Below are 24227 nucleotides of genomic sequence, written 5' to 3'. Positions count from 1 at the left end.
AAATGTAAGAATTTTCAGCCATACAGCTTTGGCAAAAAAATAAGTAAACCAATAATACACGAAATCACGGCAAAAACGCAAACAGCCCCGGCAGCAGCGTCCTTAGCCGCCTTTGCAAGCGGGTGATGTTTATCTGTTACTAAATCAACCGTGTGTTCAATAGCTGTATTTAAAAGCTCCAGTGAAAGCATTCCGCCAATCAAAAGAAAAATAATAGCCCACTCCGTCAGGCTGAGATTAACGAGAAAACCGCAAATGATAACGGCGCAGGCAGCCGCGGCATGAAATTGAAAATTCCGCTCCGTCCGCGCCGTTCTCCATATGCCCCGCCCTGCGTGCACGAAGCTCATTAGGAATCGCTTCAGCTCATTTCTATGATCTCTTGAGTCCATAGGCGTCCAGCAATTCCTTTTGCTTAGTAAACATCTCCTCTTCTTCCTCTTTCGTCATATGGTCATATCCTAAAAGATGCAGGAATCCATGTACCGCTAGAAAGCCAAGCTCTCTCTTGAAAGAATGGTTATATTCTTCAGCCTGCTCTCTTGTACGATCTGCACTGATGATAATGTCACCTAAAACCGGCGGCATTTCAGCACCGACAATTTCAACTTCGTCTTCTCCCTCTTCTTCAAGAGCAAAAGAGATGACGTCTGTCGGCGTATCCTTTCCCCGATACTCTTTATTGATCTGCTGAATGTCTTCATTGGTAACGATCGTGACAGAAACCTCAGCCTGGTCCTGAACTCCTTCGCGCTCAGCGGCAAATTGAAGCAGATTTTCTACTTCTTTAAGCATCTCTTCAGAGACACTTCCGGTTTCATCTACGATATCAATCAATAAACTCATCTATTTCACCTTCTTAGTAGCCTCCGGATATTCAATCCGGGAGTGGAAAATTCCTTTTAATGTTGCACAAAGCGTTTTTGCAATTGTATCAAGCTCTTTAAATGTCAAATCGCATTCACTAAACTGTCCGTCCTGAAGCTTATCGGATATAATACCCCGGACAAGCTTTTCAATTCGTTCAGGATTTGGATTATGCATCGATCTGACAGCCGCTTCGACACTGTCTGCCACTGATATAATCGCGGCTTCTTTTGACTGCGGCTTCGGTCCCGGGTAACGAAATTCTTCCTCTGTAATCTGATCGCCTTTTTCCTTTGCTTTATAATAAAAGAATTTCAAAAGAGAGGTCCCGTGGTGCTGCTCAGCAATATCCACAAGCTCCTTTGGAAATTTATAGCTTCTCAGCATATTCGCCCCGTCAGTGGTATGCGAAATAATGATATTTTTACTGAGCTGCGGAGAAAGCTTATCATGCGGATTGTCAATATTCATTTGATTTTCAATAAAATACTGCGGCCGCTTTGTTTTTCCGAGGTCGTGATAATACGCACCCACTCTTGCAAGCAAACCATTTGCCCCTACCGCCTCGCAGGCGGCCTCTGACAAATTAGCGACCATGACGCTGTGGTGATATGTACCTGGTGTTTCTGTCAGTATTTTTCGAAGCAGCGGATGGTTAGGGTTAGACAGCTCGATCAGCCTCATTGTGGACAAAATGCCGAAACCTGTCTCAAAAAACGGCATAAGCCCGATAATTAATACGGAGGAAGCAAAACCCGACACAACCCCCATCAGCATTAGCGTCCCGATTTCCAAGCCTGACAGCGCGGTGTTTTGAATCAATAATAGAGATAGAACCACAATCATATTGATAAACGCCACAAAAAGCCCGGTCTGCAAAATTTTTGATCTGCCATTGTGTTTTCCTAAAAACAAAACACCGGAAATACCGCTGATCAAATAATAAATACCAATGACATAATTAAATGTTCCTGTCACACCTTGATTAAACATCATACTTCCGCAAATCGCAAGAATGATACTTCCTAAAATAGCGATCCGTTCATTCATCAGCAGCTTGATTAAGATTGCACCGGCCGCAATGGGGACAAGATAGCCAATATTGTTATATTCCATCTTTTGAAATAAACTGACAACCTCCATAATAACAAGCAAAAGCGTTGTAATAATGGAGAATAATAGGATCGACTTGTTTTTGAATTTCAGATTTTGATTCTGTTTTTCGAAATAGTAAACGAGTGTAGCAATGAAAAGCCCGATCATAATCAAAAGGCCGCTAATCGGCTTGAACAAATTGGAGTTATTTAACAATCCGGTCAACTCAAGTTTTCTGTACACTTCCCGATCAATGAGGTCATTTTCTTCCACGAGCACCTGCCCCTGTTTGATCTGAACCTGCTGAACATTGTCTGACGCTTCCTGGCGTTTTGCCTCTGTTGCTTTTGGATCGAAGACGTAATTCGGAATAATGGCGTAACGCCCGATTTCCGTGGCGGCTCCCAAATATTTAGACGGGATAGAATTACTCTTCAGTTCTTTTTGCACTTTATCTTTTGCTTCAGATAATTTATCCGACGGGATTTCACTGCTCATCACTGAGTTTACTGCTGTTATGACAGTATCTCTGACAAATGAAAAATCTTCATGGTCCGCCTTCAGCAAAGTCTTGATGGCATCCTCTGATATAGAATCATTCACATCTGACGTCAGCTTATTTTTCACCGACTTAATCATTGTTTTTTCTGATGGTGAACTGCTGTCTTCTTCTGCTGATTTTTTCACTTCACTGATACTGTCGAATATCGATGACACAAGATCAATTCGATTGTCTGTATAATCTTTCTTTAAGGTATATTGATCTTCGACCGCATCCTCAGCAGCTTGTTTTTTTTCCTCTGTCGCTTTTTGATCTTCCACAGTTGCCGGAGCATAAATGGTCTTGTCGCTGACTGAAAACAGGTCTAAATCAAGCGTTTCCGGCTTCACATGTACAAAAAGCAATGCGAACATAATCGCAGCCAGCAGAAGATACAGCAGTACATGCATGGAGCGGGCATTTTTAAAGCCGCGCCACTTTTTTGAGCCGCTTTTGGTCTTCCCCTTCTTTTTCAACACAAGAACCTCCTCAGAAAATCAAGCTCATAAGCAAAAATGACCCGATAACGCGCGATCGGGTCATTCAGGATTAATTTTGCTTATCGTACGCTTCAATAATTTTCGCAACAAGCGGATGTCTGACCACGTCTGTCTGGTCCAGTTCAATCACAGAAATGCCGTCGATTTCTTTCAGCATCTCTCTCGCTACTGCAAGTCCCGATTTGACGCCTTTCGGCAGATCAATTTGGCTAACGTCACCTGTAATGATCATTTTAGAGCCAAAACCCAGTCTCGTCAAAAACATTTTCATTTGGGCAGGCGTAGTGTTCTGTGCTTCATCAAGTATAACATAGGCATCATCAAGCGTCCGGCCTCTCATATAAGCGAGCGGAGCGATTTCAATGACTCCTCTTTCCAGCAGCCGTTCTGTATGATCAGTTCCAAGCACATCATGAAGAGCGTCATACAGCGGGCGCAAATAAGGATCTACTTTCTCTTTGAGGTCACCTGGTAAAAAACCGAGGCTTTCACCGGCTTCTACCGCAGGTCTTGTTAAAATGATTTTTTTAATATGTCCGTTTTTCAATGCGTGGACTGCTTTTACGACAGCAAGGTACGTTTTTCCGGTTCCCGCCGGGCCGATGCCAAATACAAGATCATTTCGTTTCATGGCGGCTACGTATTCCCGCTGTCCCATGGTTTTCACACGAATCGGTTTGCCTTTAGCGTTTTTTGTAATTTCTTCTTCATACATGCTTTCAAAATATTCAAGTTCATTCTTTTTTGCCATCTTGATGGCGGAAATCACATCACGTTCAGAGATCTCTATCCCCTTGCGAATTAATGCGAGAAGTGATCCCAGAAGCCTGTCGGCAATCTGAAACGATTCTTCATCGCCTGAAATATAAATCGTTTCGCCTCGCGTAATGATATTTACATCCAGATCTTTCTCCATCAGTGTCAAAAAAGAATCTTGATTCCCGAACAGTGAAAGCGCCTCGTCCGGGCTTTTCAGTTTTTGATTCATCGCAAGTAAATGTTCTGTCATTCTTCAGTCTCCCTGACAATAGGTGTGGTTTGAACGATATCTTCTATAACTTGGTAGAGAATAATCAACTTTACTTTACCATTCTCGACTGTCTGGTGCAAAACTTTTTCACTTTTCACCTCGCCGTCCTCGCCTATTTTACTCTCTACATCCCGTTTACCCATTTTGATTCCTTCTTGAACTGCTTCTTCTTTCGTATATTTTCGCAAAGCCTCTTCACTTTCTCTCGTTTGCTCTTTGATATAAGAAACAGGGAGCTCCAAACCGAGAAAATGAAGCGAATGCTTCTCTTGTTCTGTTTTTGGATGTTTTAATTCTTCTTTTTTAAGCGTTATCCCCCAGATTGGGAAAGCCCATGAGCCAAAAGAAAGCTTGTGCTTTGTCCTTACTTTGCCCGTATAGACGTTAAATAATGTTTCAAGGGGCACTGTTACTTCAGATCTGTACCAGGTCTCGCCGTAAATTTCAGCTTTAGAGGCGACTTCCTGCTGCTCATCTTCGCTTCCGATTAAGCCGGAGACAAGCATTTGCCCCTTTTCCACATGATCATGGATTGCGGCCATGGGCTGTCCTTTCTGGACAAACATTCTTGTAATGGTTGCTTTCTTTTTGGCGACAATGTGGCGCGGACTGACATACTTTTCTTTTTCAGGCTCATTTTTCTCTACAACTTTCATGTGGATGGTCGTGCCTTTCAAATCGACTCCGACCCACGTGATATTGTCTATTCCGTTGGTTAACGATTTTTGTATTTTTTCGGGAGACTGCATTAAAAATTGCAATCGCCCTTTTTTGACGCCGATTTCCTTCAGATGCTGCATCATTTGGTGCTCCGTTTCAGGCTTTGCACCAGTCACTTCAATTTTCCACACCATATTGGAGAGCAAAAACAATAGGATAAAAAAAAGCGCAAAACCAATGGTAAAACCTAAATTCAGTTTGGATTTCAGCAATAAGAACGGGAACCCTTTTCGATTGATAAAACGGGCTTTACAGTCAAATTCTCTTCTGACACGCCGAAAGGCATGTACATCCTGAAGCTGTATATATAACAAGACGGCTTCTTTCTTTTTTTTCAGATGAAAGATTGGAATCCCTCTTCTTGTGCATTCATTAAGGAGCCGTTCAATGCCTCGTCCCGTCACTTCAAGCTGGACCTTACCACCAAAAAAAGACAGCCATTTATTTTTCACAACATTTCCCCCTCGGCTTTATGACTCAACATATCGAACGACATCAATCGTACCCTCCAAAAGTATTTCTTCCGGAAGGATCGCTTTGATAACAAAGTTTTTTCCAGATATGATGCACTGGCCCTGCTTCAGCATCAGCCTCACTTCATTCTCACTGAACAGCAGAAGGCCTCTGTGGTTTTCTATGTAGATATGAAGTCTGCCGACCATTGTGATCCGCGGCAGATCCATCATAACGTCCGGGGGAATTTCCAATGCTCTTGTCAGCCAAGCTTTTAAACGATTCTTTCTTTGCCCCATACAAAAAGAACCCCCTTTCATCTCATATGTATGATTTGAAAGAGGGTTCTAACACTTAATTTTTGCGGGCTGCACGCATTGTGTGATGAGGTTTTTTTGCCCTTGGCGGACCGAATACCTCGCCTAAGACAATGCCTTGCACCACCGTGTCTTTATTGACCTGGAGCAGTTTTTGCTTGGTATACACAGCTTTATGTTTGGCGGCAGTAAGATCCCGCTCAAGCCCTTTCAGGTTTCTTTCCGTTTCCTTCCGTCTGTCTTCAGCTTCTTGTCTCATCTGTTCCAAGCGGTTTGGAATAAGAGCTGGCGTTTCTTCAGCTGATTGTTTATTTTGAACAGAAGCAGGTTTCATTGTCTGCGGCTTTTTTCTTTTTTGATTTTGATTGTTTTTTTCTTCTTCTTTTTTCACTTTGCCGAAAATCGTGGAAATAATTCCGATAATCGCTGCAATAACAAGCGGATTCGTCAGTATATCTTCCATCACTATTCTCCCTTCTGCATAGAGAGATTATGATTTGCGGTCTTCATCCGATTGGTCTTTCGTTAATTTACCGAATGAATCACGCATATCTGTGTCTGCATCAATGTTTTTAATATTCATGTAGTCCATGACGCCGATATTTCCTTCGCGCAGGGCTTCCGCCATCGCAAGCGGCACTTCCGCTTCGGCTTCAACCACTTTAGCTCGCATTTCTTCTACACGTGCGCGCATTTCCTGTTCTTGAGCAACAGCCATTGCACGGCGTTCTTCGGCTTTGGCCTGTGCAATATTTTTGTCGGCCTCTGCCTGGTCCGTCTGCAAGATTGCCCCAATATTTTTACCAATGTCAACATCAGCAATATCAATCGAAAGAATTTCAAAGGCGGTTCCTGAATCCAGGCCTTTACCGAGAACCGTTTGAGAAATCATATCAGGGTTCTCCAGCACTTTTTTGTGATTTTCGGATGAACCGATTGTAGAGACGATCCCTTCGCCTACACGGGCTACAATCGTTTCCTCACCCGCACCCCCGACGAGGCGGTCGATATTGGCTCTTACTGTAATTCTCGCTTTCGCCTTCACTTCAATTCCGTCCATGGCAACACCTGCAATAAACGGTGTTTCAATGACCTTCGGATTAACGCTCATTTGCACGGCTTCCAATACATCACGGCCGGCAAGGTCGATGGCTGCACAGCGTTCAAATGTAAGCTCAATATTAGCACGCTGAGCTGCGATAAGTGCGTTAACGACTCTATCTACATTCCCTCCGGCAAGATAGTGGCTTTCAAGCTGGTTTGTTCCAACGTCGAGTCCCGCTTTATGCGCTTTAATCAGCGGATTAACCACCCGGTTCGGTATGACGCGGCGAAGTCTCATCCCTATTAGAGTGAAAATGCTGATTTTAACTCCGGCTGCTAAAGCTGAAATCCAGAGCATAACAGGTACAAATGTAAAAAATACAGCTAAGACAATGATCCCTACTACGACAATAGCCAGTATCATTAATGTTGATGGGTCCATGCTACTTCTCCTCGTTTCTGTTTAAATTTCTCTCACGACAATGCGCGAGCCTTCCACTTTGATTACTTTTACTTTTTTATCTTTCTCTGTAAATAATCCTTCAGATACCACATCAAGACGTTCGTCATCGATAATGACGGTTCCCGCGGGGCGCAGCGGCGTAAAGGTCACGCCCTCCTTGCCGATTAAGTCCGTGCGCGTTTGGTTTGATACATAACCGCTCTCTGTATTTGTAGAATCATTTAATATAAACTTCTTAAAGAATTTCATACGCTTTCCCAACACCCTTGTCAGTAAAATGAAAGCTGTAATGGAAACAGCTGAGGCGATCAAGAGAGAAACCGCCATGACTGTGAAGCTTCCCGCGGCTAAAAATAAGCTCGCAACAATTGCTCCCAAGCCAAGTAAACCAATAATTCCTCCGGGGAGGAATATCTCCATCAGGATCAGAATCACCCCTGCTATAAAGAGAAGAACCGTTTCATATCCGGCTAGACCCGTTGCAAGATGTCCGTAAAAAAACAGGATCAAAGCGATAAATCCTGCTGTTCCAGGCAGACCGACACCAGGAGAAAAAAGCTCAACAGTAAGACCTAAAAAGGCAATTGTCAATAAAATAGGAACAACAATCGGACTGGTCAGCCACCTTGCTGCCTTTTCTGCAAAGCTTTCCTCAGCATAGCTGATATGTGCATCTTCGTATCCAAGCTTCTTCACAAGCGCGGAAAGATTTTTAACAGTTCCTTCTGAATAGCCTACGTCAACAGCTTTTTCCGCATTCAGCGTAAGCAGATCTCCCTTCGGCGCGCCCGCTTCTCTTGCATCTACATCAGGGTCTGCCATGGCACGCGCGTATTTTGGATCACGGTTGTTTTTTGCTGCAGCATCTTCCAGCTCCGCAAGCCAGAATGATTCAGCTTTTTTGTCAGCAGCATTGCCTTTACCGTCTATGATCGCCGCGGCTCCCATCTTTCCTCCGGGCGCCATATAAATGGCGTCAGCCTGTAACGCGATATATGCACCAGCAGACAATGCCCGTTTGTTTACATAAGCAGTTATCGGGATATCCGTTCCATTGATCGTGTCCGCTATATCAATAGCTGATCTCACCAGTCCTCCCGGTGTGTTGATATCAAGAATAATATGGTTTGCATGCTGAGCCTCTGCATCTTGTAGCGAACGCGACAAAAACGAGGCGAGACCCTGTTCGACATTTTTTTCAACGGGAATGACGTAGACGGTTTGTTTTTCTGCTTTTGTGTGCAGCTGAACTCCTAATAATGATAGTAGAAATATGCTCAAAAGAGCCGCTCGGAATCCTTTTGTTTGAAGCAAGGGCGATGTATCCCTCCTTCCTCGTATATTAAGTGCCTTCTCTTCATACGTAACAAATGTATCAAAGGTTTCATTTTTTTATGTATAAAAAAAGACATCTCTCTTAGAAAGATGTCCTTTTCTTCGCCATTTAAGACAGTTGACTGCTCACAAGCTTATTAATTAAACTTCCGTCAGCTTTACCTTTTACTTTAGGCATAATTGCCCCCATCACTTTGCCCATGTCCGCTTTTGAGCTCGCACCGACCTCCGCAATGGTTTCATTTACGATTGTACGCAGCTCTTCTTCTGATAGCTGCTGTGGTAAATAAACTTCTAAAATGTCCAGCTCTTTTTGAACTTTATCTACTAAATCTAAACGATTAGCGTTTGAAAATTCCTGGAGGGAGTCTTTACGTTGCTTAAGTTCACGAGAAAGGACAGTGAGTTCCTCATCCTCGGTCAAACTGTCTTTCTTAAGCTTAATTGCTTCGTTTTGAAGTGAAGCCTTAACCATTCGAACGACAGTCAGTTTGTCTTTCTCACGGCTTTTCATATATAGCTTCATATCTTGGTTAAGTCGCTCAAGAAGACTCATAAATCCACCCTCTTTTAGAATTTGCGTTTTCTAGCAGCTTCAGACTTTTTCTTGCGCTTTACGCTAGGTTTTTCATAAAATTCGCGCTTTCTTGCTTCTTGCAAAGTACCTGTCTTTGATACACTGCGTTTGAAGCGACGAAGAGCATCTTCAAGCGATTCGTTTTTTCTAACGACCGTTTTTGACATTCTCTTTCCCTCCCTCCGAATACACCAATCGACTACCTTTAAGTTACACATATAAACATGTACTTTGACATTATAATATAAGCCTTCAGTCAGGTCAACTAAGTGAGTTCACTTTTCCGTCATGAGCGGGACTGCCTGTCTATATAATGATAGAAAGGGGTTGGTGAATAAAATGTTGCTTCTGATTAGTTTTACTGCTCTTATATTATTCTTTCTCGCAGGAATGAACATGCTTCGGAAAGGTTTAATTTCGCTGACGTATTCAAAAATTGAAGAGCAGCTGCTGATTTTTACGGATCATCCATTAAAAGCATTCCTCATCAGTATTGTTTTTACAGGATTTCTCCAAAGCAGCTCCGCCTTTATGGTAATTGTCATCGGATTTGTAAGTGCGGGGGCCCTTTCTTTCAAACGGACAATACCGATGATCCTTGGAACAAATGTCGGATCTACCTTTACAACCGAATTTCTTGCAATCAAAATGGATGTGTTGATTTGGATTCTATTGATTGGCGGTTTGCTGTTTTTTCTGACTGGCAGGTATCCGTTCAAGCAGCTGGGAACAAGCTTCCTCGGACTCGGAATTATCTTTTTTTGCATCAGCGGCTTCAGCCGTCTTGCAGAACCGCTTACTCAGCTGAAAACAGGTGCAGGGATTCTTCATCATGTAAACGACTCAAACTGGTCTGCTTTGCTTATCGGCATGGTGTTAACTGCAATCATTCACTCAAGTTCTGTCTGCGTCGGCATTTTAATGAGCTTTATGAATGAAGGCGTTATTGGACTGACACAGGCAATGAGCGTTGTGCTTGGGTCAAACATCGGGACATGTATTACAGCTGTCATGGCTGCTGTATCCGGCGGATATGCCGCAAAACAGACAGCGTGCGCCCATGTTTTGTTTAACATAATCGGCGTAGCAATTGTATTCCCGTTTTTGGCAGCAGCGACCGGCTTTGTTGAACAGCTCTCGGCAGACCCTGCCCAAAGAATCGCCCATTTCAGCCTGCTATTTAATGTCGTATCAGCTCTTTTGTTTTTGCCGCTTACCAACTTGTTCTACAGCTTTATTAAACTGCTTATTCCAGCTAAAAACTGAACATAAAAAACCGGCACATTCAGATGCACCGGTTTTTTAGATTAAGAAGACATACGCATTTGTTCTGTTATGTCATCCTCAACAATACGGACAAACTGTCCTTCGTTGTATGGATAGCCTGCTTTTAGTATTTTTACTTTCACGATTTTTCCGATCATGTCTTCTGTACCTTTGAAAACAACTTTCATGTAGTTGTCTGTGTAGCCGACATACATGCTTTCTTCATCTGATTCTTTAAATGCTTCCTCAGGGATAATTTCAAGGACTTCATTTTCATAATCAGAGGCATATTCCTTCGCAAGCTGGTCAGAAAGTGCAATCAGGCGGTGTACACGTTCGTTTTTGACGTTTTCATCCACTTGGTCTTCCATCCGCGCAGCTGGCGTTCCCGTACGTTTGCTATAAGGGAAAACATGCAGTTCAGAGAATCTGTTTTCTTTGATAAAGTTATAGGTTTCCATAAATTCTTCTTCTGTTTCACCAGGGAAGCCTACAATGACATCGGAGGTTACGGCTAAGCCCGGAAGTGCTTTTTTCAGCTTATTTAAACGGTCAGCGAAAAATTCCATAGTGTATTTGCGTCTCATCCGTTTAAGCACTGTGTTTGATCCGGATTGAATCGGAATGTGCAAATGGCGCACAATCTTATCTGAACGGTCTAAAACTTCAATCACTTCGTCTGTGATCTGGCTTGCCTCGATGGACGAAATTCTGATCCGTTTCACACCTTGAACACGGGCGTCAAGTTCTCTCAAAAGCTTGGCAAAGTTGTAATCTTTCATATCTTCACCGTAGCCGCCTGTATGAATACCAGTAAGTACGATTTCTTTATAACCCGCATCAACAAGCTGCTGTGCTTGTTTAATAACTTCCTCCGGGTCGCGTGAACGGAGAAGTCCGCGCGCCCACGGAATGATACAGAACGTGCAGAAGTTATTGCAGCCTTCCTGTATTTTTAATGACGCTCTTGTCCGGTCTGTGAAAGCCGGTACATCAAGCTCTTCATATACTCTAGCTTTCATAATGTTGCTGACGCCATTGATCGGCTGACGCTCTTCACGATATTGATCGATGTAGCCAAGCATTTTTTCACGATCCTGAGTTCCGACTACAATGTCTACACCCGGGATTGCCATAATCTCAGCTGGCGAGGTTTGCGCATAACAGCCTGTGACGCAGATGACGCCGTCAGGATTTTGACGAATGGCGCGTCTGATCACTTGGCGGCTTTTTTTATCTCCAGTATTTGTTACCGTACATGTATTAATGACATATACGTCAGCTGTTTGTTCAAAGTCTCTTCTTTCATAGCCCGCATCTTTGAAAAGCTGCCAGATTGCCTCTGTTTCATAATGATTGACTTTGCAGCCAAGCGTATGGAACGCAACAGTTGCCATTATTGATCACCTCTTAATAACTCTGTATGATAAGAAATTGCGCTCAGCGCGTATAGCGGAGCGGTTTCTGTCCTTAAAATTCTCGGTCCGAGGCCGCACGGAACAGCGTTTTTCGCCGTGAGCCGCTCAACCTCCGCTTCTGTTAAACCGCCTTCGGGACCGAATACGATCAAAAGGGATGATCCTTTCGGAAGGCTGCTTACAACTGCGCTGAACGAGCTTGTTTCTCCTTGCTTCGATGACTCTTCGTATGCAACGACACATTTATCGAAATTCTGCACCTTTTCAAGAAGCTGCTGAAAGGAATGGATATCCAGCACTTGCGGCACTTCGTTTCGGTACGATTGCTCCGCCGCTTCCTTCGCAATTTTTGTCCATCTTTCCCGCTTTTTCATAGCTTTCTTGTCATCCAGCTTGACAACAGAGCGTGCGGCTTGCAGAGGAATAAAGGCATGAGCTCCCAGCTCAGTCCCCTTTTGGATAATCCATTCAAGTTTATCCCCTTTCGGGAGGCCGCTTGCAATATAAACCTTTATCGGAAGCTCTCTGTTTTCATTCGTCCATTCTATCATAAGACAGGACACTTTTTCTTTGGAAACAGATTGAAGTTCACATTTTGCTTCGAAGCCGTCCTGAGAGCAGCAGATAATCTCGTCTCCCTCGTTCATTCTCATGACATTTACAATATGATGAACATCTTCTCCGGTAATTGAAATAGCCGGCGCTTCCTCCATTTCCTGCTTCGTGAGCTCGATAAAATATCGTTGCATACGCTGTGACACCTACTAACTGTTATTTTTTCGCAATAATGCTGACCCAATCTTCCATTGAGAGAATTTCCACAATGGTAAAGCCAGCCTGTTCCAATGCTTCTTTTACCTCTTGCTTTTTATGGCTGATAATTCCTGAAGTAATAAAATGCCCGCCGTCTTTCAGCAGGTGGTATGCCTGTGAAGTAAAACGAAGAATGACTTCAGCCAAAATGTTGGCAACAATTACATCATGTTCTCCTTCAATCCCGTCTAACAAATTGTTTTGCTTCACTTGTGCAATATCGCTCACTTTGTTCAGCTTGAGATTGAGGCGTGCGCTTTCTACAGCAACGGGATCAAGATCATAGGCATGAACCGATTCGGCCTCTAGCATTGCAGCCGCAATACTTAAAATTCCGGAACCTGTACCGACATCAATCACCTTATCACCCTTTTGCACAAAGCGTTCAAGCGCCTGAATACAAAGTACGGTTGTCGGGTGTGTGCCTGTTCCAAATGCCATTCCCGGGTCCATTTCAATAATCAGCTCATCCGTATGTACCGGCGTATATTCCTCCCACGTCGGCACAATCGTAAACTTTTCAGAAATTTTCACAGGGTGGTAATACTTTTTCCAAGCAGTCGCCCATTCCTCTTCGTTCACTTCAGAAATGGTGATATGGTTTCTGCCCAAATCAATATCATAAAGAAGCAGATTATTAATTGTTTCTTTAATGCCCTCTACCGTTTCTCCAAGAAAGCTGTTGACCGGCAGATACGCTTTGACAATGACACCCTCGTTCGGATAATCATTGGGGTCGAGCTGGTAGATTTCCCCGTACACATTCTCACGTTCTTTAATTAAATCAAGCGGGTCCTCTATCACAACCCCACTCGCACCAGCTTCATGCAAAATATTTGAGATAGGTTCGACCGCTTCATGTGTTGTGTGAATGCTTAATTCGGACCATTTCAAAACTACCAACTCCTCATCCAATAATTAATCGCCTTTAAACGCGCGTTTTACCTTATCAAAGAAACTCATTTCCTGTTCATCAGGCAGATTTCCGCTGACTTCGGCAAATTCGCGGATAATATCTTTTTGTTTATCTGTCAAGTTTGTCGGAGTGACAACGCGGACGACGATATGCTGGTCACCCTGTCCATAGCCTCTGACATTTTGAACGCCTTTGCCTCTTAATCTGAATTTTGTTCCTGTTTGTGTACCGGCAGGGATTTTCAATTTCACTTTCCCGTGAAGCGTCGGAACTTCCACTTCATCTCCAAGCGCGGCTTGGGCAAACGTTAACGGCATTTCACAGTAAATATCATCTCCGTCGCGCTCAAAGAATTCGTGGGCGCGCACGTGGAATACGACAAATAAATCCCCGGCAGGGCCGCCGTTTACGCCTGGTTCACCCTGACCTGAAAGACGCAGCTGCTGCCCGTCATCTACACCGGCAGGAATTGTGACGTTGATTTTTTTGCGTTTTTTGATTTTTCCTTTGCCGCCGCAATCCGCACATTTGTTTTTAATGATTTTACCTGTACCTTCGCAGTGGTGGCAGACTCGTCTGTTGACAACTTTACCAAACGGCGTGTTTTGCTCCACATTTAGCTGACCGGAGCCTCCGCAGTGTGAGCACGTTTCCGGATTTGTACCAGGTTTCGCCCCTGAGCCTTTACATGTATCGCATGTTTCCTCACGCGGAATCTCGATGGTCGTTTCTTTTCCGAAAACGGCATCCTCAAATGACAAAGTCATCGTATATTGCAGATCCGCCCCTTGGCGCGGTGCATTCGGATCTCTTCGTCTAGTGCCGCCGCCGAAAATACTTGAAAAAATATCATCGAAACCAAAACCGCCGAAGTCGCCGCCGCCAAAACCGCCGCCGCCGAAGCCTTGGTTAGGATCAGTATGGCCAAATTGGTCGTAATGAGACCGTTTTTGGTCATCAGACAGCGTTTCGTATGCTTCTTTGACTTCTTTAAACTTTTCATCTGATCCGGCTTCTTTGTTAATGTCAGGATGATATTTTTTTGACAGCTTTCGATAAGCCTTTTTTATTTCATCCTTTGAAGCGCTCTTACTTACACCCAGCACTTCATAGTAATCACGCTTACTCATCTACTTCACTCTCCCGAATTTCTCACATAAATTAGATTGTATCATTTTGAATTATGATTTTTCAATTCCTTTTATCCCGGGCAAGAAAAAAAGTCAAAGCCAAGAGATGCCTGACTTTGACTTTCTAACCATTGAATCAGATTATGAAATATGTTCTTTTCGGCCAGCCCAAAAGCGGGCTGACTCAGAAAGAAACTTATTTTTTGTTTTGGTCGTCGTTTACTTCTTCGTATTCAGCGTCGACAACGTTGTCATCAGCTTTGCCTTCAGCGTTTGCTCCTTCTTGAGCTTGCTGTGCTTTAGCAGCTTCTTCATAAAGCTTCATAGAAAGCTCTTGAACGATTGCTTGAAGCTCATCTTTTTTCGCTTTGATCTCTTCAAATTCGTTTTTCTCAATCGCTGCTTTTAATGCGTCTTTGGCATCGTTGGCTTTTTTCACTTGTTCTTCGTCCACTTTGCCTTCAAGATCTTTTAATGTTTTCTCAGTTTGGAAAACAAGCTGATCTGCTTCGTTGCGGACTTCGATTTCTTCTTTTTTCTTCGCATCAGCGTCAGCATTTTCTTCCGCTTCTTTTACCATGCGTTCGATCTCATCATCAGAAAGACCTGAAGAAGATTTGATTGTGATGTTTTGTTCTTTTCCTGTGCCTAAGTCTTTTGCTCTTACATTTACGATACCGTTTTTGTCAATATCGAAAGAAACTTCGATTTGAGGCACGCCGCGCGGTGCTGGCGGGATATCAGTAAGCTGGAAGCGGCCGAGTGTTTTGTTGTCGGCAGACATTGGGCGCTCACCTTGAAGAACATGGATATCAACAGCTGTTTGGTTATCAGCAGCAGTTGAGAACACTTGTGATTTGCTCGTCGGAATTGTTGTGTTGCGGTCGATCAGTTTTGTGAACACGCCGCCCATTGTTTCAATACCGAGAGAAAGCGGTGTAACGTCAAGAAGAACAACGTCTTTTACGTCACCAGTGATAACGCCGCCCTGAATCGCAGCGCCAAGCGCTACAACTTCATCCGGGTTTACGCCTTTATGCGCTTCTTTTCCAGTTTCTTTTTTGATTGCTTCTTGTACGGCAGGAATACGAGTTGATCCGCCGACAAGGATGACTTTGTCGATTTCGCTTGCAGAAAGTCCTGCATCTTGAAGCGCTTGACGGACAGGGCCCATTGTGCGCTCTACTAAATGAGCAGAAAGCTCTTCGAATTTAGCGCGAGTTAATGTAAGTTCAAGGTGAAGCGGTCCTGCTTCTCCAGCTGTGATAAACGGTAAAGAAATTTGCGTAGAAGATACGCCGGAAAGATCTTTTTTCGCTTTCTCAGCTGCGTCTTTCAAACGCTGAAGCGCCATCTTGTCTTTTGACAGATCAATGCCGTTTTCTTTTTTGAATTCAGACACAAGATGATCGATGATGACTTGGTCAAAATCGTCTCCGCCCAGACGGTTGTCACCGGCAGTTGAACGAACTTCGAATACACCGTCGCCAAGTTCAAGGATGGAAACGTCGAATGTACCGCCGCCAAGGTCGTATACTAGGATCGTTTGATCTTCATCTGTTTTATCAAGTCCGTATGCAAGCGCTGCTGCAGTCGGCTCGTTGATGATACGTTCTACTTCAAGACCTGCGATTTTACCAGCGTCTTTTGTCGCTTGACGCTCAGCATCGTTAAAGTATGCAGGAACTGTGATAACTGCTTTTGATACTGTTTCGCCAAGATAGCTTTCAGCGTATGATTTAAGGTGTTGAAGGATGATAGCAGACACTTCTTGAGGAGTGTAATCTTTTCCTTCAATTTCAACTTTGTAATCTGTACCCATATGGCGTTTGACAGACATAATTGTGTTAGGGTTTGTGATAGATTGGCGTTTAGCCACTTCCCCTACTTGGCGTTCGCCGTTTTTGAATGCGACAACTGATGGAGTTGTGCGGTTTCCTTCAGCGTTAGCAATAACTTTAGGCTCGCCGCCTTCAAGCACTGCCACACATGAGTTTGTTGTACCTAAGTCGATTCCGATAACTTTACTCACTTGAATAACCTCCTGCTATGTAATTATTGATTCACTTTTACCATGGAAGGGCGAATGACGCGATCCTTCAGCTTGTAGCCTTTTTGCATTTCCTCAACGACAATGTTGGAGCCGTAGTTTTCATCTTCAGCCTGCATAACGGCTTGGTGAAGGTTCGGATCAAATTCCTGTCCTACAGCTTCGATTGCTTCTACGCCTTCTTTATTCAAGGCTTCTACGAGCTGGCGGTGGACCATTTCCATTCCTTGGAGCAAACTTTTCGTCTGTTCATTGTCGGCTTCAACCTGAAGCGCTCTTTCAAAGCTGTCAAGAGCCGGCAGCAATTCAGTAACGATGTTTTGAGAACGGTATTTCTGTGACGCTTCCATTTCTAAGCGGCTGCGTCGTTTATAGTTTTCAAAGTCTGCTTGAACACGCAAAAGTTTGTTTTCCTTTTCCTCAAGCAAACCTTGCAATTCGTTAATTTGATTTTGAAGAAGTTCGCTTTCGTTTGTTTCTTCCTGCTGTTCTTCAGCGGCAGCTTGTTCTTCAATTACTTCTTGCTCTTCTGTTTCGTTTTGTTCCGCGGTTTGTTTTTCTTCTGACATTGTGTTCACCTCCCTCAAAAGTGTAAGGAGAAGGGCGGGTGATGCCCTTCGATAAAATTTGCCAAATTTCCCTTACTCATCATACAAACTTGTTAATGCTTTTGACAAGTCTGAAGTCACATGCTGAAGCAGACTGACGACCCGTGAATAATTCATGCGGGTTGGTCCGATGATCGCAATTGAGCCTATTTGCTTCTTATCTACTGAATAAGAGGCTGTAATCAGGCTGCAGTTTTCCATCTCTTCATAGTCATTTTCTTTTCCGATTTTAATCGAAATGCCTGTATCTGAAGATTGGACGAGCTTCAAGACGTCCTGCTCCTTTTCGATTAGAGAAAGCAGCGACCGCACCCTGCCGATATCATGGAACTCGGGCTGGTTCAGCATATTGATTTTCCCGCCGAAAAACAATTTTTCAACGTGACTTGTCGAATGAAATGTTGACCGCAGCGCTTCAAGGATGTTGTCGTAGTTCTTAATGTGCTGCCTTAAGTACATGACAACTTCTTTAAAAATGCGTTCATTCAGTTCATCCATCGGAACACCGGTTAAACGGTCGTTCAGTATATTTACCAGCTTTTCAATATCAGACAGATCCATTTTGGTTGGAAAATTAATCGTTTTATTTTCAACATGCCCCGTATTGGTAACGAGAATGGCTACCGCTTTATCAGGCTGAATCGGTATGATTTGAATCTGTTTAAGATAATTCTCGCTCAACTTCGGCCCGAGTACGATAGACGTATAATTCGTAAGATCGGACAAAATTTTTGCTGATTTTTGAACTGTCTTTTCCAGCTCGAATATTTTTTCTTTGAAGATCGAGTGGATTTGGTCTAGGTCGGTTTTTGTCAGTTTGACGGGCGACAGCAAATGATCCACATAATACCGGTACCCTTTTTCCGACGGAACACGTCCTGAGGAAGAGTGGGTTTTCTCAATAAAGCCCAGTTCCTCCAAGTCAGCCATCTCGTTTCTTATTGTTGCAGAGCTAAATGTGATTTCATCTTTTTTCGAAAGAGTTCTAGATCCGACCGGCTGCGCCGATTTAATAAAATCGTTGATTATGACCTGAAGGATCAGCAGCTGACGATTTGTTAACATCATCATCACCTCTGTTAGCACTCTCAACAAGCGAGTGCTAAATCTATAACAAAAGTATCAAACCACAAGAAAAATGTCAATTATAACTCACCCAAAAAAGCGCCAAAAACTTCATTACCCAATAATTTTCCCTGATGAGTCAAACAAACGGCAGATTCTGTGTTAAGAATCAGTCCCTTTTCAGAAAGCTCTTTTAAAACGCCGGGAAAAAGTTTATCAAGAGAACGACCGTATTTCTCTTCAAACCGTTTTTTGCTGACTCCGGATGTTTTTCTTAATCCCAAAAACATCTCTTCTTCAATTTGTTCTTCCATCGTCACTTCATGTGTATCGCGATAAGGAAAACCTTTTTCAGCTATCAGGTCAATGTAATGTTTAACAGGTCCGACGTTTACCGTTCGAATTCCGCCGATATACCCGTGGGCACCTGCTCCGAAACCGAAATATTCCTCGTTGCTCCAGTACGTCAGATTGTGCTTAGATTCCATGCCTTGTTTTGCAAAATTGCTGATTTCATATTGATGAATACCGGCAGCTTCCATCCGGCTCATCACCGTTTCGTACATTTCGGCTTCCTGTTCCTGCGCCGGCAGATGAAGCCGCCCTTTTTGCATCAAATTATAAAATACCGTTTTCGGTTCTACAATGAGAGAGTAAACGGAATAATGCTCTGCGTTCAGGGATAAAGCAGTTTTTAAAGAATGATCCAGATGTTTAAGCGTTTGTCCGGGAAGACCGAACATCAAATCGAGACTGATATTATCAAAACCAATTTCCCTTGCACGTTCAAAAGATGTAAATACGTCTTTTTGTTTATGCACCCGTCCGATTTTTTCTAGAAGGTCATCTTCGAATGTTTGCACACCGAAGCTTAAACGATTAACGCCCGATTCCTTGAGTATTTTCAGTTTTTCTGCCGATAGGTCGTCCGGGTTCGCCTCAACAGCGAATTCCTTTAAAGTGTCTGAAGGCTTCAGTACACGGCTGACCATGTCCATCAATTTTTTGAGCTGGTCCTCTGAGAGGGATGTCGGCGTGCCTCCTCCGATAAAAATCGTATCCAAATCAGGCTGCCCCGTTTTTTCTATCGTATTTATCATTTCCTTCTCGAGTGCGTTTAAATACTCGCCGACGGGCTGGCTTTGAATAAAATATTTATTGAAATCGCAGTAGTGGCAAATATGCTCACAAAATGGAATATGGATATAAGCTGATTTCAATGTATTCACCTTCTTTACAGAAAGAAGCCGCAGTACAGGACTGCGGCGGCTTCTATTATTTTTTCGGACTGTCGTCCATTTTCAGGACCGCCATAAATGCTTCTTGCGGCACTTCAACTGAGCCGACCTGCTTCATTCGGCGTTTTCCTTCTTTTTGTTTTTCAAGAAGCTTCCGTTTCCGCGAGATGTCTCCGCCGTAACATTTAGCCAATACGTTTTTACGCATCGCTTTAATGGTAGAGCGGGCCACGATTTTCTGGCCGATCGCCGCTTGAATCGGTACTTCAAAGTGCTGGCGCGGAATAAGCTCTTTCAGTTTTTCTACAATTACTTTTCCGCGTTCGTACGCGTAATCGCGATGCACTATAAATGAAAGGGCGTCGATTTTTTCTCCGTTCAGCATAATGTCCATCTTGACAAGTTTAGACGGTTTGTAGCCGATCAGTTCGTAATCAAAGGACGCGTAGCCTTTTGTGCTTGATTTCAGCTGATCAAAAAACTCATAGACGATTTCCGCTAAAGGCATGTCATAGACAATGCTGACACGATTTGCGTCTAAATATTGCATGTCGATAAAATTGCCTCGTTTTCCTTGGCAAAGCTCCATCACCGCACCGACATAATCGTTCGGCACCATCATTGTCGCTTTTACATACGGCTCCTCGATTCTTTCGATCTTTTGTGGGTCAGGCATGTTGGACGGGTTGTCGACTACAACCTTTTCGCCGTCTGTCATATACACGTCGTAGATAACACTCGGTGCCGTTGTGATCAGATCGATTTTAAACTCACGCTCAATCCGCTCCTGGATGATTTCCATGTGAAGCATACCTAAAAATCCGCAGCGGAAACCGAATCCGAGCGCTTGGGATGTCTCTGCTTCATATTGAAGCGATGAGTCATTCAGCTCAAGCTTTTCAAGAGCTTCCCTTAAATCGTTGTATTTGGCCGTATCGATCGGATACAAACCGCAATACACCATCGGGTTCAGCTTGCGATACCCAGGCAATGCTTCGGCAGCCTGATTGGCCGCGCTTGTTATCGTGTCACCGACGCGTGTGTCACCGACATTTTTGATCGCAGCAGTTAAAAAGCCTACATCACCGACGGTCAGTTCATCTGTCGGAGTTGCTTTCGGCGTGAACACACCGACTTCTGTCACTTCAAACTCTTTGCCGGTTGCCATCATTTTGATTTTTTGCCCCGGCTTTACCGTTCCTTCAACAACTCTTATATAAGCCACGACACCGCGGTAAGCGTCATAAAGCGAGTCGAAGATCAGCGCTTTAAGCGGCGCTTCTGGATCTCCGGTCGGAGCAGGCACCTTTTCCACGATCTGCTCTAATATCTCCTCAATCCCGATCCCGGCTTTTGCTGAAGCGAGCACGGCTTCCGATGCGTCAAGGCCGATGACATCCTCCACCTCTTGGCGAACTCGTTCCGGCTCTGCGCTTGGCAGATCGATTTTATTAATGACTGGAAGAATTTCAAGGTCATTATCAAGCGCCAAGTAAACGTTCGCAAGCGTCTGCGCTTCAATTCCTTGCGCCGCATCCACGACAAGTATCGCACCTTCGCAGGCAGCAAGGCTTCGGGATACTTCATATGTGAAATCGACGTGTCCCGGTGTGTCAATCAGGTGGAAAATATATTCCTCTCCGTCTTTCGCTTTGTATTTAAGCTGAACAGAGTTTAATTTAATGGTGATGCCCCGTTCGCGTTCAAGATCCATAGAATCAAGCAATTGTTCTTTCATTTCTCGTTGAGTGATTGCCGACGTTTTTTCTAAAATACGATCCGCTAAGGTCGATTTTCCGTGGTCAATATGGGCGATGATGGAGAAATTCCGAATTCTCGACTGCCTCTCTAAACGTTTTTCTTTATCTGTCACAATCTATCACTCCTACTATTAAACGCAAAATACACTAGCTTAGATTATATCAATAGGATTGTAAAGATTCAATGTAAAACAAGAAAGAGAAAAGTTCCCTCTCATACTGGGGCTGCTTTTCTCTTTCAAGCACTTATTTTCTCATATCCCGTACCCATTCATACATCGATTGGGCTGTGTTGGTCACTGTGTCAGAAAGCGTTTTTCCGGCTTTAGAGAAAACGTTAAAGGTTTCCACCTGTTCCAGCTCTTTTTGTTTCTCTTCTAAATCTTTCGAGGTTACTGTTTCCCCTAAAACGGTCGCTTCTTTTTCATTATTTTCTCCGTCTGTGAGCGTAAACGCGCCTTTCAGTGAAGGATCATGATAGCCTTTCATGCTCAGCATGCCGTTATTCGCCTGCTGCATGCCGAACAGGACGCCTATAAACATCATCGTCACAAGAAGCAAGCATTTGCCAAGATATGCAATCAACTCGACCACCTATTTCTTATTGTTTTTTCGTCTCGCCGCTTTCAGCATTAACCTTTTCAGCATCCCAGTACATTTCGCTGAATACGTCAGCGGTTGCGTCAGCCGCCCGCTGCAGCTCTTCGAGATTGTTATCCACTCCGCCGAATTCAAGCAAAAGCGCTCTGTCGTTTAAGTCTTGGTTGTAAACTCCGTTATCGCCTGGTGAGCCTTTAGAAAAGACCCCTGTGCTGAGTCCCGGGTATTTTTTCTCCATCAGATTGTGAAGCTCACTTGCAATTTTGTAGTTTTCTTCGAAATTCTTGCTTTTTTTGCCGACCACAAACGCCACCCGGGCATAGCTTTTCCCTTTAATGGTTGCCGTCGTATTTTTCTTGCGCCTGGAGTCTCTATGGATGTCAATGATATATTGCAGATTTTTGTTTGACGCAAGGGCTTCCTGTACGACCGGCCTTGATTCATCGTAGGATCTGGCATAATTCAAACCTTTTTTGCTCAGTTTTGCCTGTATATCCGTTTTGTTAACTGTGGCTCCGATACCTTGAGATTGCAGCGCTTTTCCGAACATGTCCCCCACGAGGGTGACGTTAGCTTTAGAATGACGCGCCATATCGGGGTCGGTTTCACCTTTTAATAGCGGGAGATAAGATTCCGTATTATGCGTGTGATAGATAAAGACAACCTTCTTATCGCCGGTTGTTTGTTTTGGCGGGTCTTTTTGCGTATTGTCTGTTTGCGTCTGCTGTTTTTCAATCTCCGCCAAATTCGCTTCTCTTTCTTCCTGCATCACCTTTGAAGGCGGCGGGGATTCCGACGGCATGTTTGTATAATCGGTGCCCTGTCCCGCTAAAAGAATTTCTGTGTCAAATTGCGCAAACCCAGGCAGCTCGCGTCCAAGAAAACTTCGCGGATCTTCGAGATTAATACTTGTCGCCAGCTTTAAAGAAAGACGTGATAGATGAAATGAGCTGTCGGTTTGAGAAAGGTCAGAAGCGAAATAATGGTTTTCCATCCGCAGCAAGTGTGCAAATACGTCACCCGGCAGTTCGTCGGCAATCCCGTAAAAAGAGTCAGACGAAGGCCTGAGTTCCGGCCGGAGAGACGTCAGCACACCAGATAAAACAAAAATCACTACTAGGCTTGCGATAAATAGAAAGATCGCCTTTATCGCTTTCCCGCCATTCACCGCAACAACAATTTGTCTGTTTCTGCGTTTATTTCTCATTGAATCCCTCCAGCGCTTGTCTAGTAATTACTCTATGAACAAGCTAGAGGAAGTAGAACCGTTTAGTGATTATAGGAGCCTTTGTTTTCTTGAGACACCTTTTCATGAAGCGCTGTATTTAATCCGTTTGCCAGCACATTTGCCATATCGTCAATAAATGAATCGACTTCCTTCGGCGTGACCATCAAATTATGGCCCAGAGGCGCCAGCACCTCATGAATGAGCTGCCGCTTTTCGTTTTCTTCAAGAGTCCCGACAATGCCGAGAAACGATTGACGCTGTTTTGGGTCGGGAAGATCCTCTTCAGTAAGCACTTTCTTTTTCCCAAACGTCATCCCCGCCGGAACAAGCGATCTCGACGGACTGTCATCTCTCATTTCTCTGCCAAAATGCTTTAATATGTAGTCAACCGTATCGCTGGCAATTGTTACCGCGTCAACGACCGTCGGTACACCGATTGCAATGACAGGTACGCCCAGGGTGTCCTTGCTCAAGTCTTTACGTTTATTTCCGACGCCTGACCCCGGGTGAATTCCTGTATCTGATATTTGAATGGTTGTGTTGACCCTTTCTACCGCACGTGCCGCAAGTGCATCAATGGCAATCACAAAATCAGGTTTTGACTGTTCGATTACCCCTTTAATAATGTCGCTTGTTTCGATACCTGTAATTCCCATAACACCAGGAGCAAATGCGCTGACAGGCCTGTAGCCCTCCTGCACATTTTCAGGCTGGAGTTTAAATAAATGTCTTGTCACCAATAGATTTTCTACAGCCATTGGACCGAGCGCATCAGGTGTCACGTTCCAGTTGCCGAGGCCGACAATTAAACAGCTCGCATCCTTTGAGATCTTAAGGCTTTCCAGAAAGGCTGAGAATTCTTCCGCAAATACAGCAGAGACTTTCTCTTGCATTTCCGAGTCATTTTCTCTGATCCCTTGGGCCTCAATCGTTAAATAACGTCCTTCTTTTTTTCCTGAAAGCTCAGCGCCTTCCTTCGTGATATCAACAGTGCGGATTTTTATTCCGCCATGATCGCGTTCTTTTTCGATAAAACCTTTTATCTCTTTTGCAGGCACAGCCTGCTGATTAGCCATGGCTTCCTTTGTTTCAACCGCTAAATCCGTACGTACCAAATACTGATTTACATCCAGCTCACTCTTTTTCATACAGGGCCTCCTTCGATATTCAGTATCCATATTGTTTCCATTTAT

24 protein-coding genes are annotated in these 24227 nt (G+C 43.9%); 1 reads left to right on the top strand and 23 read right to left on the bottom strand.

All coding sequences use genetic code 11. The features are described from left to right. Window positions 1-14: 14 nt before the first annotated feature. From UJ203_RS02800 to rpsU, 11 genes are all read right to left on the bottom strand, one after another. Entirely contained in the window at window positions 15-392 is a 378-nt protein-coding gene (locus UJ203_RS02800) for a diacylglycerol kinase family protein (protein ID WP_101864544.1), read from the bottom strand. Then, window positions 373-846 (bottom strand): rRNA maturation RNase YbeY, encoded by a 474-nt coding sequence (ybeY, locus tag UJ203_RS02795; RefSeq protein ID WP_322008554.1) that lies wholly within the window; start codon window positions 844-846, stop codon window positions 373-375. The genes UJ203_RS02800 and ybeY overlap by 20 nt, the downstream gene beginning before the upstream one ends. Then, window positions 847-2982, bottom strand: coding sequence for a cyclic-di-AMP phosphodiesterase PgpH (gene pgpH / locus UJ203_RS02790; protein ID WP_081638339.1), 2136 nt, complete (start codon window positions 2980-2982; stop codon window positions 847-849). Window positions 2983-3052: 70 nt separating this feature from the next. Continuing rightward, complete coding sequence (locus tag UJ203_RS02785) at window positions 3053-4012, bottom strand: PhoH family protein (protein ID WP_105953588.1); 960 nt, start codon at window positions 4010-4012, stop codon at window positions 3053-3055. Continuing rightward, a complete protein-coding gene (gene yqfD, locus UJ203_RS02780; RefSeq protein ID WP_024122092.1) occupies window positions 4009-5205 on the bottom strand; it encodes a sporulation protein YqfD in 1197 nt (398 codons plus the stop codon). The genes UJ203_RS02785 and yqfD overlap by 4 nt, the downstream gene beginning before the upstream one ends. A gap of 18 nt (window positions 5206-5223) precedes the next feature. Then, entirely contained in the window at window positions 5224-5505 is a 282-nt protein-coding gene (yqfC, locus tag UJ203_RS02775; RefSeq protein WP_024122093.1) for a sporulation protein YqfC, read from the bottom strand. A gap of 55 nt (window positions 5506-5560) precedes the next feature. Continuing rightward, window positions 5561-5986: a hypothetical protein gene (locus UJ203_RS02770; RefSeq protein ID WP_322008553.1), complete on the bottom strand. Its 426-nt coding sequence runs from the start codon at window positions 5984-5986 to the stop codon at window positions 5561-5563. 27 nt (window positions 5987-6013) lie between these two features. Continuing rightward, complete coding sequence (gene floA, locus UJ203_RS02765) at window positions 6014-7009, bottom strand: flotillin-like protein FloA (RefSeq protein ID WP_024122095.1); 996 nt, start codon at window positions 7007-7009, stop codon at window positions 6014-6016. Window positions 7010-7030: 21 nt separating this feature from the next. Then, entirely contained in the window at window positions 7031-8344 is a 1314-nt protein-coding gene (locus tag UJ203_RS02760) for a nodulation protein NfeD (protein ID WP_322008552.1), read from the bottom strand. A 130-nt stretch (window positions 8345-8474) separates the two neighbouring features. Further along, window positions 8475-8921 carry a GatB/YqeY domain-containing protein gene (locus tag UJ203_RS02755; protein WP_010334989.1) on the bottom strand — a complete coding sequence of 149 codons (447 nt, stop codon included), beginning with the start codon at window positions 8919-8921 and terminating at the stop codon, window positions 8475-8477. 14 nt (window positions 8922-8935) lie between these two features. Further along, the gene (gene rpsU / locus UJ203_RS02750; protein ID WP_003152957.1) at window positions 8936-9109 is read right to left on the bottom strand and encodes a 30S ribosomal protein S21; all 174 of its coding nucleotides are present in this window, start codon (window positions 9107-9109) and stop codon (window positions 8936-8938) included. A gap of 172 nt (window positions 9110-9281) precedes the next feature. Here rpsU and UJ203_RS02745 point away from each other — a divergent pair, with 172 nt between their 5' ends. After that, window positions 9282-10208: a Na/Pi symporter gene (locus tag UJ203_RS02745; protein ID WP_105953584.1), complete on the top strand. Its 927-nt coding sequence runs from the start codon at window positions 9282-9284 to the stop codon at window positions 10206-10208. A gap of 41 nt (window positions 10209-10249) precedes the next feature. On the opposite strand, the gene mtaB is transcribed toward UJ203_RS02745, so the two are convergent. The 12 genes from mtaB to gpr form a co-directional block, all read right to left on the bottom strand. Then, entirely contained in the window at window positions 10250-11605 is a 1356-nt protein-coding gene (mtaB, locus tag UJ203_RS02740; RefSeq protein WP_322008551.1) for a tRNA (N(6)-L-threonylcarbamoyladenosine(37)-C(2))-methylthiotransferase MtaB, read from the bottom strand. After that, the gene (locus UJ203_RS02735; protein ID WP_322008550.1) at window positions 11605-12375 is read right to left on the bottom strand and encodes a 16S rRNA (uracil(1498)-N(3))-methyltransferase; all 771 of its coding nucleotides are present in this window, start codon (window positions 12373-12375) and stop codon (window positions 11605-11607) included. The genes mtaB and UJ203_RS02735 overlap by 1 nt, the downstream gene beginning before the upstream one ends. Before the next feature lie 22 nt (window positions 12376-12397). After that, a complete protein-coding gene (gene prmA / locus UJ203_RS02730) occupies window positions 12398-13333 on the bottom strand; it encodes a 50S ribosomal protein L11 methyltransferase (RefSeq protein WP_268509458.1) in 936 nt (311 codons plus the stop codon). A 24-nt stretch (window positions 13334-13357) separates the two neighbouring features. Continuing rightward, window positions 13358-14485: a molecular chaperone DnaJ gene (dnaJ, locus tag UJ203_RS02725; RefSeq protein WP_024122101.1), complete on the bottom strand. Its 1128-nt coding sequence runs from the start codon at window positions 14483-14485 to the stop codon at window positions 13358-13360. A 196-nt stretch (window positions 14486-14681) separates the two neighbouring features. Continuing rightward, entirely contained in the window at window positions 14682-16517 is a 1836-nt protein-coding gene (gene dnaK / locus UJ203_RS02720) for a molecular chaperone DnaK (RefSeq protein ID WP_305934810.1), read from the bottom strand. Between the two features lie 23 nt (window positions 16518-16540). Further along, a complete protein-coding gene (gene grpE, locus UJ203_RS02715) occupies window positions 16541-17104 on the bottom strand; it encodes a nucleotide exchange factor GrpE (RefSeq protein WP_024122103.1) in 564 nt (187 codons plus the stop codon). Window positions 17105-17176: 72 nt separating this feature from the next. Then, entirely contained in the window at window positions 17177-18208 is a 1032-nt protein-coding gene (gene hrcA, locus UJ203_RS02710; protein ID WP_024122104.1) for a heat-inducible transcriptional repressor HrcA, read from the bottom strand. An 80-nt stretch (window positions 18209-18288) separates the two neighbouring features. After that, window positions 18289-19428: a radical SAM family heme chaperone HemW gene (gene hemW / locus UJ203_RS02705; protein ID WP_322008549.1), complete on the bottom strand. Its 1140-nt coding sequence runs from the start codon at window positions 19426-19428 to the stop codon at window positions 18289-18291. A gap of 55 nt (window positions 19429-19483) precedes the next feature. Continuing rightward, window positions 19484-21319 carry a translation elongation factor 4 gene (gene lepA / locus UJ203_RS02700; protein ID WP_044154493.1) on the bottom strand — a complete coding sequence of 612 codons (1836 nt, stop codon included), beginning with the start codon at window positions 21317-21319 and terminating at the stop codon, window positions 19484-19486. 133 nt (window positions 21320-21452) lie between these two features. Further along, a complete protein-coding gene (locus UJ203_RS02695) occupies window positions 21453-21791 on the bottom strand; it encodes a YqxA family protein (protein WP_044154492.1) in 339 nt (112 codons plus the stop codon). Window positions 21792-21807: 16 nt separating this feature from the next. Then, window positions 21808-23013, bottom strand: a complete 1206-nt coding sequence (spoIIP, locus tag UJ203_RS02690) for a spore autolysin SpoIIP (RefSeq protein WP_305934812.1) — start codon at window positions 23011-23013, stop codon at window positions 21808-21810. Window positions 23014-23075: 62 nt separating this feature from the next. Then, a complete protein-coding gene (gpr, locus tag UJ203_RS02685; RefSeq protein ID WP_044154490.1) occupies window positions 23076-24182 on the bottom strand; it encodes a GPR endopeptidase in 1107 nt (368 codons plus the stop codon). Window positions 24183-24227: the final 45 nt, after the last annotated feature.

Origin of the sequence: Bacillus sp. V26, assembly GCF_034296245.1 — a bacterium.
In the GTDB taxonomy this organism is placed as follows: Bacteria; Bacillota; Bacilli; order Bacillales; family Bacillaceae; genus Bacillus; species Bacillus halotolerans.
The sequence above is the reverse complement of the archived record's forward strand: the minus strand, read 5'-3'. Positions and strand labels throughout refer to the sequence as shown.

Bases quoted from the DNA above. Each gene is read 5' to 3' on its own strand.
- rpsU (WP_003152957.1), bottom strand. From the start codon at position 9,109: ATGTCAAAAACGGTCGTTAGAAAAAACGAATCGCTTGAAGATGCTCTT.
- hrcA (WP_024122104.1), bottom strand. From the start codon at position 18,208: ATGTTAACAAATCGTCAGCTGCTGATCCTTCAGGTCATAATCAACGAT.
- grpE (WP_024122103.1), bottom strand. From the start codon at position 17,104: ATGTCAGAAGAAAAACAAACCGCGGAACAAAACGAAACAGAAGAGCAA.
- yqfC (WP_024122093.1), bottom strand. From the start codon at position 5,505: ATGGGGCAAAGAAAGAATCGTTTAAAAGCTTGGCTGACAAGAGCATTG.
- ybeY (WP_322008554.1), bottom strand. From the start codon at position 846: ATGAGTTTATTGATTGATATCGTAGATGAAACCGGAAGTGTCTCTGAA.
- UJ203_RS02735 (WP_322008550.1), bottom strand. From the start codon at position 12,375: ATGCAACGATATTTTATCGAGCTCACGAAGCAGGAAATGGAGGAAGCG.
- UJ203_RS02800 (WP_101864544.1), bottom strand. From the start codon at position 392: ATGGACTCAAGAGATCATAGAAATGAGCTGAAGCGATTCCTAATGAGC.
- UJ203_RS02785 (WP_105953588.1), bottom strand. From the start codon at position 4,012: ATGACAGAACATTTACTTGCGATGAATCAAAAACTGAAAAGCCCGGAC.
- UJ203_RS02745 (WP_105953584.1), top strand. From the start codon at position 9,282: ATGTTGCTTCTGATTAGTTTTACTGCTCTTATATTATTCTTTCTCGCA.
- mtaB (WP_322008551.1), bottom strand. From the start codon at position 11,605: ATGGCAACTGTTGCGTTCCATACGCTTGGCTGCAAAGTCAATCATTAT.
- gpr (WP_044154490.1), bottom strand. From the start codon at position 24,182: ATGAAAAAGAGTGAGCTGGATGTAAATCAGTATTTGGTACGTACGGAT.
- UJ203_RS02770 (WP_322008553.1), bottom strand. From the start codon at position 5,986: ATGGAAGATATACTGACGAATCCGCTTGTTATTGCAGCGATTATCGGA.
- dnaJ (WP_024122101.1), bottom strand. From the start codon at position 14,485: ATGAGTAAGCGTGATTACTATGAAGTGCTGGGTGTAAGTAAGAGCGCT.
- spoIIP (WP_305934812.1), bottom strand. From the start codon at position 23,013: ATGAGAAATAAACGCAGAAACAGACAAATTGTTGTTGCGGTGAATGGC.
- UJ203_RS02755 (WP_010334989.1), bottom strand. From the start codon at position 8,921: ATGAGTCTTCTTGAGCGACTTAACCAAGATATGAAGCTATATATGAAA.
- floA (WP_024122095.1), bottom strand. From the start codon at position 7,009: ATGGACCCATCAACATTAATGATACTGGCTATTGTCGTAGTAGGGATC.